The organism is Nocardioides bigeumensis (genome assembly GCF_039531755.1).
In the GTDB taxonomy this organism is placed as follows: domain Bacteria; phylum Actinomycetota; class Actinomycetes; order Propionibacteriales; family Nocardioidaceae; genus Nocardioides; species Nocardioides bigeumensis.
The window spans coordinates 237,824-246,010 of sequence record NZ_BAAAQQ010000001.1; the positions used below are offsets into that span (position 1 = coordinate 237,824).

Sequence of the window (8,187 nt, forward strand, 5' to 3'; positions counted from 1 at the left end):
GGAGGCGAGGACTGGTGGTCGTCTTCGGCAGAGTGGGAGTCGTGCTCGTCATCGTCGCGCCCGGTCAGGGCGCTCAGACCCCTGGCTTCCTGGGTCCGTGGCTCGAGGACCCGACCTTCGCCGAGCGGATCGAGTGGCTCGGCACCGTCGCCGGGATCGACCTGGCTCACCACGGCACCGAGGCCGACGCCGACACCATCCGGCGCACCGAGATCGCGCAGCCGCTCCTGGTGGCCACCGGCCTGGTCGCCGCCCTCGAGCTCTTCCCGCACCCGGCAGACGCGTTCGCGCGGGTCGGAGCGGTCGCCGGGCACAGCGTGGGCGAGCTGACCGCAGCCGCGGGCGCCCGGGCGATCACCGCCGAGCAGGCGATGGTGCTGGTCCGCGAGCGCGGCAAGGCGATGGCCGAGGCCGCGGCCGTGACCGCGACCGGCATGACCGCCGTGCTGGGCGGCGACCGCGACGAGGTCCTCGCCGCGATCGACAAGCACGGGCTCACGCCCGCCAACGACAACGGCCCCGGCCAGATCGTCGCCGCCGGCACCCTCGAGCAGCTCGCCGCACTGGCCGACGAGCCGCCGGCCAAGGCGCGCCTGACTCCGCTCAGCGTCGCCGGCGCCTTCCACACCGAGCACATGCAGCCGGCCGTCGCCCGGCTCGCGCAGCTGGCGCGCGCGGTCTCCACGCACGACCCGCGCTTCCCCGTCATCTCCAACAAGGACGGCAGGGTCGTCCACGACGGCCGCGACGTCGTCGCCCGGATCGTCGGCCAGATCGCCAGCCCGGTGCGCTGGGACCTGTGCATGGACACCATGAGCGACCTCCGGGTCACCGGCATCCTCGAGATGCCTCCGGCCGGCACCCTCACGGGCATCGCCAAGCGCAACCTCAAGGGCGTCGAGACCTTCGCCCTCAAGTCGCCGGACCAGCTCGACGACGCCCGCGACTTCTGCGACAAGCACGGCGAGTCCAGCGCGTTCGACGCCTCGCCCACGTGGCGGATGGTCGTCTCGCCGGGCAAGGGCACCTTCCACCTCGACGAGGCCGCGCGCGATGCCGTCGACCTCGCGCCCGGCGCCACGATCGGCGACCTCGCCAGCAGCCGCGACCGGACGACGGTCGTGGCGCGGCACGGCGGTCAGGTCGTGGAGTGGCTCGTCGAGGACGGCGACCTCGTCTCACCCGGCCAGCCCCTCGTCCGGCTGCACCCCGCAGGAGGCCCCGCATGACCGCCGAGATCAGGGAGTCGACCGCTCCTCGCCACGCACGCATCCTGGGGATCGGCGCCTACCGCCCGTCGCGGGTGGTGCCGAACGCCGAGGTCATCGAGGCCATCGACTCCAGCGACGAGTGGATCCAGCAGCGCTCCGGCATCAAGCAGCGGCGCTGGGCATCGCCGGAGGAGTCCGTGCAGATGATGAGCGTGGCGGCCTCCCGCCAGGCCCTCGAGCGTGCCGGGGTGGACGCCTCCGAGGTCGACTGCGTCGTGGTGGCCACCGTCAGCCACCTGCTCCAGACGCCCGCCATCGCCACCGCCATCGCCCACGAGCTCGGCACCGACCAGGCTGCGGCGTTCGACATCTCGGCCGCCTGTGCCGGCTTCTGCCACGGCATCGCGCTCGCCTCCGACATGGTCCGCGGCGGCAGCGCCACCAACGTCCTGGTCATCGGCGTGGAGCGACTCACCGACCTGCTCGACCTCCACGACCGAGGGACGGCGTTCATCTTCGCCGACGGCGCCGGTGCCGCCCTCGTCGGCGCGTCCGACGTCGCCGGCATCGGCCCGGTCGTCTGGGGCTCCGACGGCGAGCAGTTCGACCTGATCCGGCAGAAGGAGGACTGGCGCGACGTCGTCGGCACTCCCGCCCTCCCGGGCTCGGGTGTGATGCCGCACCTCGTCATGCAGGGCAACCCGGTGTTCCGGTGGGCCTCCTTCGCCATGGCCAAGACCGCCCACCAGGCCCTCGAGAGGGCAGGCTTGAAGGCCGAGGACCTCGACGTCTTCGTGCCCCACCAGGCCAACATGCGCATCATCGACGCGATGGCCCGGGCGATGAAGCTGCCCGACCACGTCAAGATCGCGCGCGACATCGCCGAGCAGGGCAACACCTCCGCGGCCTCGATCCCGCTCGCCCTCGACCGGATGATCGAGGACGGCGAAGCCAAGAGCGGCGACCTCGCCCTGCTCATCGCCTTCGGGGCCGGCCTGGCGTACGCCGCCCAGGTCGTCACCGTCCCCTGAGCCCGCGCTCTCCCCACGTTCCAGCCACACCGACCCACACGAACGCACCAACCAACCGAGAGGAAACCATCAGCATGGCTACCACCGAAGAGATCCGCGCCGACCTCGCCGAGATCGTCAACGAGGTCGCGGGCGTCGACGCCGACGAGGTGCAGCTCGACCGTTCCTTCGTCGACGACCTGGACGTCGACTCGCTGTCCATGGTCGAAGTCGTCGTCGCCGCCGAGGAGAAGTTCGGCGTGTCCATCCCCGACGACGAGGTCAAGAACCTCAAGACCGTCGGCGACGCCGTCGCGTTCATCGAGCGCGCCCAGGGCTGAGCCCACGCCGGCGCCAGGATCCACCGAGACAGTTCGAGCAGAGAGCGGAGGCTTCACACATGAGCCGCACGCGTGTCGTCGTGACCGGAATGGGGACCACCAACCCTCTCGGCGGTGACGTCGCCAGCACCTGGGACGCCATGGTCGAGGGACGGTCGGGCGTCGTCACCTTGACCGATGACTGGGTCGAGCAGATGCCGGTCAAGATCGCCGGCCGGGTGGCCGTCGAGCCGTCCGAGGTCCTCGAACGCGTCAAGGCGCGCCGGTGGGACCGGTCCACCCAGTTCGCCATGGTCGCGGCCATGCAGGCCTGGGCGGATGCCGGTCTCGACGGGGCCGACATGGACCAGGAGCGACTCGGCGTCGCGATGGCGTCGGGCATCGGCGGTGTCACCACGCTGCTCGACAACTACGACATTCTGCTCGAGAAGGGCCCACGGCGGGTCTCTCCGCTCGCCGTGCCGATGCTGATGCCCAACGCCCCGGCCGCCAACATCAGCCTCTACGTCGGGGCCCGGGCCGCCGTCAACACCCCGGTGTCGGCGTGTGCCTCGGGCAACGAGGCCATCGCCCTGGCCGTCGACCAGATCCGACTCGGTCGCGCCGACGTCGTCGTCGCGGGCGGCACCGAGGCGGCGATCCATGCGCTCCCGATGGCGGCGTTCGCCAACATGATGGCGCTGTCCAAGAAGGGCGGCGACCCGACGGCGGTCTCCCGGCCGTGGGACGTCGATCGCGACGGCTTCGTGCTCGGCGAGGGTGCCGGCGTGCTGGTGCTCGAGTCGGAGGAGCACGCCCGGGCGCGCGGCGCGCGGGTGTACGCCGAGGTCCTCGGCGCCGGCATCACGGCCGACGCCCACGACATCGCGCAGCCCGATCCCGCCGGCCGGGGCGGGTCGCGCGCGATCCTGCGGGCTCTCGCGGAGAGCGACATCGGCCCGGAGGCGATCGTGCACGTCAACGCGCACGCCACGTCGACCCCGCAGGGCGACATCGCCGAGGGCCTGATGCTGCACGCCACGCTGGGCTCGCACGTGAGCCAGGTCGTGGTGACCAGCACCAAGTCGATGACCGGGCACCTGCTCGGTGGCGCCGGGGCGCTCGAGTCCATCGCGACCGTGCTCGCCCTGCATCACCGCGTGGTCCCGCCGACCATCAACCTCGACAACCAGGACCCACAGGTCGAGCTCGACATCGCGACCAAGCCACGCGACCTCCCCCAGGGCGACATCGCCGCACTCAACAACTCGTTCGGCTTCGGAGGCGCCAACGTCGCGGTCGCCTTCGGCAGTGCCTGATCCGCCCTCGACCTCTCGGAGCAGGAGAAGCCCGACCGATGACGCAGACCGTTGACGCCCCTGCGGCGGCTCGTGTCCCGAGCTCGTCCCCGAGGCCCGCCAGGCTTCCCCGCGAGCAGGACCCCCGCAACCCGGTCCACCGGCTCACAGCCCTGCTCGACGACGGCACCTTCGAGGCCATCACGCCCGACGACGACTCCGGCATGCTGGCCGCCGTCGGCCGGGTCAACGGCACGCCGGTGGTGGCCTTCTGCTCCGACGCGACCGTGATGGGCGGCGCGATGGGCGACGTCGGCTGCCGCGTCGTCGTCGACGCCTACCACCGTGCGATGACCGACCGGGTCCCGATCATCGGGCTCTGGCACTCCGGTGGGGCCAGGCTCGCCGAGGGCGTGCTGTCCCTGCACGCAGTGGGTCGCATCTTCCAGGCGATGACGCAGGCCTCCGGCAAGATCCCGCAGGTCTCGGTCGTCCTCGGCCCCGCGGCGGGGGGCGCGGCCTACGGTCCGGCCCTCACCGACGTGGTGATCCTGGGCCCCGACGGACGCATCTTCGTCACCGGACCCGACGTCGTCCGCTCCGTCACCGGCGAGGACGTCGACATGCTCCGGCTCGGCGGCCCCGAGCCGCACGGTCGGCGCTCCGGGGTCGTGCACATCCTCACCGACTCCGAGCAGGAAGCGCTGGAGCGGGCCCGCACCGTCGCGCACCTCCTCGGCTCGCAGGGCAGCCTCGACGTCGATGCCGTCGAGGACCGCGACCTGAGCGAGATGCTGCCCGAGTCCAAGAAGCGCGCGTACGACGTGCACCCCCTGGTCGAGTCGGTCCTCGACGACGGCACGACCCAGGAGCTCCACGCCCGTTGGGCGCCCAACATCGTCACTGCCCTCGGCCGCTTCGGCGGCCGTACCGTCGGCGTCGTCGCCAACAACCCGCTGCGCCTCGGCGGCTGCCTCGACTCGCTGTCGGCCGAGAAGGCCTCGCGCTTCGTGCGCATGTGCGACGCGTTCGGCGTCCCGCTGATCGTCCTGGTCGACGTGCCGGGCTACCTCCCCGGTGTCGGACAGGAGTGGGACGGCGTCGTGCGCCGCGGGGCCAAGCTGCTGCACGCCTTCGGGGAGTGCGTCGTGCCCCGGGTCACCCTGGTCACCCGCAAGACCTATGGCGGCGCCTACATCGCCATGAACGCCCGCTCGCTGGGCGCGACGCGCGTCTTCGCCTGGCCCGGCGCCGAGGTGGCCGTGATGGGCGCGGTCGCCGCGATCCGCATCCTGCACCGGCGCAAGCTCGCCGAGGTCGCCCCCGACATCCGGGCCCAGGTCGAGGCCGAGCTGGCCGCCGAGCACGAGCGGATCGCCGGCGGCGTCGACAAGGCCGTCGAGATCGGCGTGGTGGACGAGGTCGTCGAGCCCGGCCGCACCCGCTCGGCGATCGCCCGCGCGATCAACGACTCCGTGCAGAGCCATGGCGTACGCCGGGGCGCGCACGGCAACATCCCGCTGTGACGTAACTCCTGGCCGGGCCTCCCCGTTGGGCTTGGTGACGCCGATCACAGCCCGGGAGGGGTCCATGCCACGGCCGCGCGCCCTGCTCACCGCCGCGCTCGCGTCCGCAGCCGTGCTGGTCGTGCCGAGCGGGGTCGCGCATGCGGCCGACGGCGACCCCAGCAACGTGCTCGCGGGAACCGTCACTGCGGCCGACGGCGTGCTCTGGAACGGCTGCCACACGTACGCCTACTCCTACGCGCTCCAGCCCACGACCGCGACGTGGTACCTCGAGACCAGGCTGCTCGGACCCGACGGAGCCGGAGTGGCCTCAGGGCTCGTGATCAGCGACAGCGATCCCACCACGGGGAGTGCGACCTTCGGGGTGTGCAGTCGGGCGACCTCCCGCGGCGCCTTCCGGATCGAGGCGAGGCTGACCAGCACGAGCGGGAGCAACCAGACGACGGAGGAGCTGCCGCCGGCGAGCTTCACGCTCGGCCTGCCCGCTTCCGCGAGCGCGCTGCGCGTCGCGGACGCCAGCCCGCAGCGAGGTGAACGGGTGGTGTTCACGCTGACCAGCACGCGTCAGACACCGGAGGGGATGGTGCCCAACGACCTCGCCACCGTCGTCCTCCAGCGGCGCACCGCGGCGGGCTGGCGCCGCGTCGGCGGGGGTCTCACCGAGACGAACACGCACGGCCGGGTCCGAGTCCGGGTCACCTGGCACGGCGGCAGGGAGCGCTACCGGATGCTCACCCGAGCCGATCCCGACGCCTACGCCGGCTCTCGCTCGGCCGCCACGACGCTGCGCACCGCTCGCTGAGCAGGGGTCGGCGCAAACCGCCCGACGGCTCAGACGACCTGGTGGAGCCAGCGGACCGGCGCGCCCTCACCTGCGTGCCGGAAGGTCTCCAGCTCGTCGTCCCACGGCTTCCCGAGCAGCTTGTCGATCTCGTGCAGCAGCGAGGTGTCCCCGAGCGCTGCCTTGACCACGGCGGCCTTGAGGCGGTCCTCCGGGATCATGATGTCGCCGTGCAGCCCGGTGACCGCGTGGAAGACACCGAGCTCGGGGGTGTAGGAGTAGCGCGCCCCCTCGGTGCCGGGTGTCGGCTCCTCGGTGACCTCGAAGCGCAGGTGGTTCCACCCGCGCAGCGCAGAGGCGAGGGCCGCTGCCGACCCGGCATCGCCGGACCAGGAGAGCTCGGCTCGGTAGGTGCCGGCCTGGGCAGGCTGAGGTGTCCACTCCGCGGAGACGGCGACGCCGAGCACACCCCCGACGGCCCACTCGATGTGCGGGCACAGCGCTGAGGGCGCAGAGTGCACGAACAGGACGCCCCGCGTCGCAGCCCGGTGGCCCGCGCGGTCGCCTGCATTGCTGGTGACACGTGTGGTCACGGTGACCCCTCCTTCGATCCCGGCGCGAGATGCGCCTTCCCCAGCGACCTGGTCCGGAATCGGAGGTGTGCCCGTGCAACGAGTGACACCTATGTGATTAGTGGCTCCATTGTGACCGATGTGGCGCCCGTGCGCCAGCGGAACGCCTCAACCAAGGTGCTCAGCCCTGTGCGTCGACCCGCTTCTCCAGCGCGTCGGCTCGGTCGCCGGCGTCGGTGAGCTCGTCTGAATCGATCGCCAACGTGCGGTGGAACCAGGTGAGCGCGTCACTGTCCCGGCCGGCGGCCTCGAGGGTGTCGGCGTAGGCGTAGCGCAGTCGCACCACCCAGGGGTCGCGCGACTTCGACAGCAACGGCGCCATCTCGAGCGTGCGCAGGGCCGCGTCGAGCTGGCCCAGGTCGCGGCGGGCGCCCGCCTCCACGATGGTCATCTCGGCCTTCGCCGGGGCGGGGAATCCCGCCACCGAGGGGCTCTTCGCCAGCTTGAGGGCCTCCTTGGGCTGCCCGAGCGCCCGGTGGCAGTCCGCCATGATCGGGATGTACGCCGTCGCGCCGTTCATCCGCTTGGCTGCGCGCAGGTCGGCGAGCGCTTCGGCGTAGTGACCGGCGGCGTACGCCGCCTCACCAGCCGCCTCGCGGACGATCGCGATCCGCGCGGCGCGCGCCTTCGCCGCGAGAGTGTGCTGATAGGCGGTCTCGGGATCGTCGTCGATCAGCTTTTGGGCCGCCGCGAGATGGCGCGCCACTCGGGCCGCCAGCTTCTCCGGCAGGCCCTTGAGCTGCGCGGTGACCGAGCGGTCGAGCTCACGTCCCGTCACGTCCTCGGGCAGCGGCGGACCGTCGTAGGTCGCCTGGTCCGCGGTGCGCGGCAGCTGCTTGTCGGCCGGCCGGCTCCACTCGCCCTTGCGCTGGGGGCGCTGCCCACCGCGACGGTCTCCGTCCGGACGACGGCCTCCCCCACGACCAGCAGAGGCGGCTCCGCGCTGGGCGGGTCGCTCGGGCCGCTGACGGCGCTCGTCGGCCACCGGGGTCTCCTTCACACTCTCTTCAAGAAAACTGCGTCCCCATCCTAGGAGATGCCGACACAGTACTCACACAAACAAATGCAGCAGAGGCCACCCGGATTCGGGTGGCCTCTGCCCAAAGGATGTTCGGCGGCGTCCTACTCTCCCACAGCCTCTCGGTTGCAGTACCATCGGCGCTGGCAGGCTTAACTTCCGGGTTCGGGATGGGTCCGGGTGTTTCCCTGTCGCTATGGCCGCCGTAACTCTATTCACCTGTACACCGCTCCTACCCTTGGGGGGGCTTGGTGGGCCGGCCCTTTGGGTAGGGGTGTTTGGGTTGTTCATGGTGGACGCGAGCATTGGCAGGACCAATTGTTGTTGGTGTGTTGTGCGTGGTGGTGGGTGTGCCGACAACCATCGGTTTGTTTGTGGTTGTGTGGCAAGC

Annotated in this window: 8 protein-coding genes and 1 rRNA gene; 6 read left to right on the forward strand and 3 right to left on the reverse strand. The window is 71.6% G+C overall.

Features of this window, described 5'->3' with window-relative positions; translation table 11 throughout:
* Positions 1–41 precede the first annotated feature (41 nt).
* From ABD295_RS01210 to ABD295_RS01235, 6 genes are all read left to right on the forward strand, one after another.
* Positions 42–1,229 (forward strand): acyltransferase domain-containing protein, encoded by a 1,188-nt coding sequence (locus ABD295_RS01210; protein WP_344301687.1) that lies wholly within the window; start codon positions 42–44, stop codon positions 1,227–1,229.
* Complete coding sequence (locus tag ABD295_RS01215) at positions 1,226–2,242, forward strand: beta-ketoacyl-ACP synthase III (RefSeq protein ID WP_344301688.1); 1,017 nt, start codon at positions 1,226–1,228, stop codon at positions 2,240–2,242. The genes ABD295_RS01210 and ABD295_RS01215 overlap by 4 nt, the downstream gene beginning before the upstream one ends.
* Positions 2,243–2,316: 74 nt before the next feature.
* Positions 2,317–2,562, forward strand: a complete 246-nt coding sequence (locus ABD295_RS01220) for an acyl carrier protein (protein WP_344301689.1) — start codon at positions 2,317–2,319, stop codon at positions 2,560–2,562.
* A 59-nt stretch (positions 2,563–2,621) separates the two neighbouring features.
* Complete coding sequence (gene fabF / locus ABD295_RS01225) at positions 2,622–3,860, forward strand: beta-ketoacyl-ACP synthase II (protein ID WP_344301692.1); 1,239 nt, start codon at positions 2,622–2,624, stop codon at positions 3,858–3,860.
* Between the two features lie 38 nt (positions 3,861–3,898).
* The gene (locus ABD295_RS01230) at positions 3,899–5,365 is read left to right on the forward strand and encodes an acyl-CoA carboxylase subunit beta (RefSeq protein ID WP_344301694.1); all 1,467 of its coding nucleotides are present in this window, start codon (positions 3,899–3,901) and stop codon (positions 5,363–5,365) included.
* A gap of 64 nt (positions 5,366–5,429) precedes the next feature.
* The gene (locus tag ABD295_RS01235; protein WP_344301696.1) at positions 5,430–6,167 is read left to right on the forward strand and encodes a hypothetical protein; all 738 of its coding nucleotides are present in this window, start codon (positions 5,430–5,432) and stop codon (positions 6,165–6,167) included.
* Between the two features lie 29 nt (positions 6,168–6,196).
* On the opposite strand, the gene ABD295_RS01240 is transcribed toward ABD295_RS01235, so the two are convergent.
* From ABD295_RS01240 to rrf, 3 genes are all read right to left on the reverse strand, one after another.
* Positions 6,197–6,739, reverse strand: a complete 543-nt coding sequence (locus tag ABD295_RS01240; RefSeq protein WP_344301697.1) for a DUF3145 domain-containing protein — start codon at positions 6,737–6,739, stop codon at positions 6,197–6,199.
* Positions 6,740–6,899: 160 nt separating this feature from the next.
* Positions 6,900–7,763, reverse strand: coding sequence for a tetratricopeptide repeat protein (locus tag ABD295_RS01245; RefSeq protein WP_344301698.1), 864 nt, complete (start codon positions 7,761–7,763; stop codon positions 6,900–6,902).
* A gap of 124 nt (positions 7,764–7,887) precedes the next feature.
* A 5S ribosomal RNA gene (gene rrf, locus ABD295_RS01250) occupies positions 7,888–8,004 on the reverse strand.
* Positions 8,005–8,187: the final 183 nt, after the last annotated feature.

Coding starts and splice junctions, on each gene's coding strand:
- ABD295_RS01215 (WP_344301688.1), top strand. CDS start 1,226: ATGACCGCCGAGATCAGGGAGTCGACCGCTCCTCGCCACGCACGCATC.
- ABD295_RS01220 (WP_344301689.1), top strand. CDS start 2,317: ATGGCTACCACCGAAGAGATCCGCGCCGACCTCGCCGAGATCGTCAAC.
- fabF (WP_344301692.1), top strand. CDS start 2,622: ATGAGCCGCACGCGTGTCGTCGTGACCGGAATGGGGACCACCAACCCT.
- ABD295_RS01230 (WP_344301694.1), top strand. CDS start 3,899: ATGACGCAGACCGTTGACGCCCCTGCGGCGGCTCGTGTCCCGAGCTCG.
- ABD295_RS01235 (WP_344301696.1), top strand. CDS start 5,430: ATGCCACGGCCGCGCGCCCTGCTCACCGCCGCGCTCGCGTCCGCAGCC.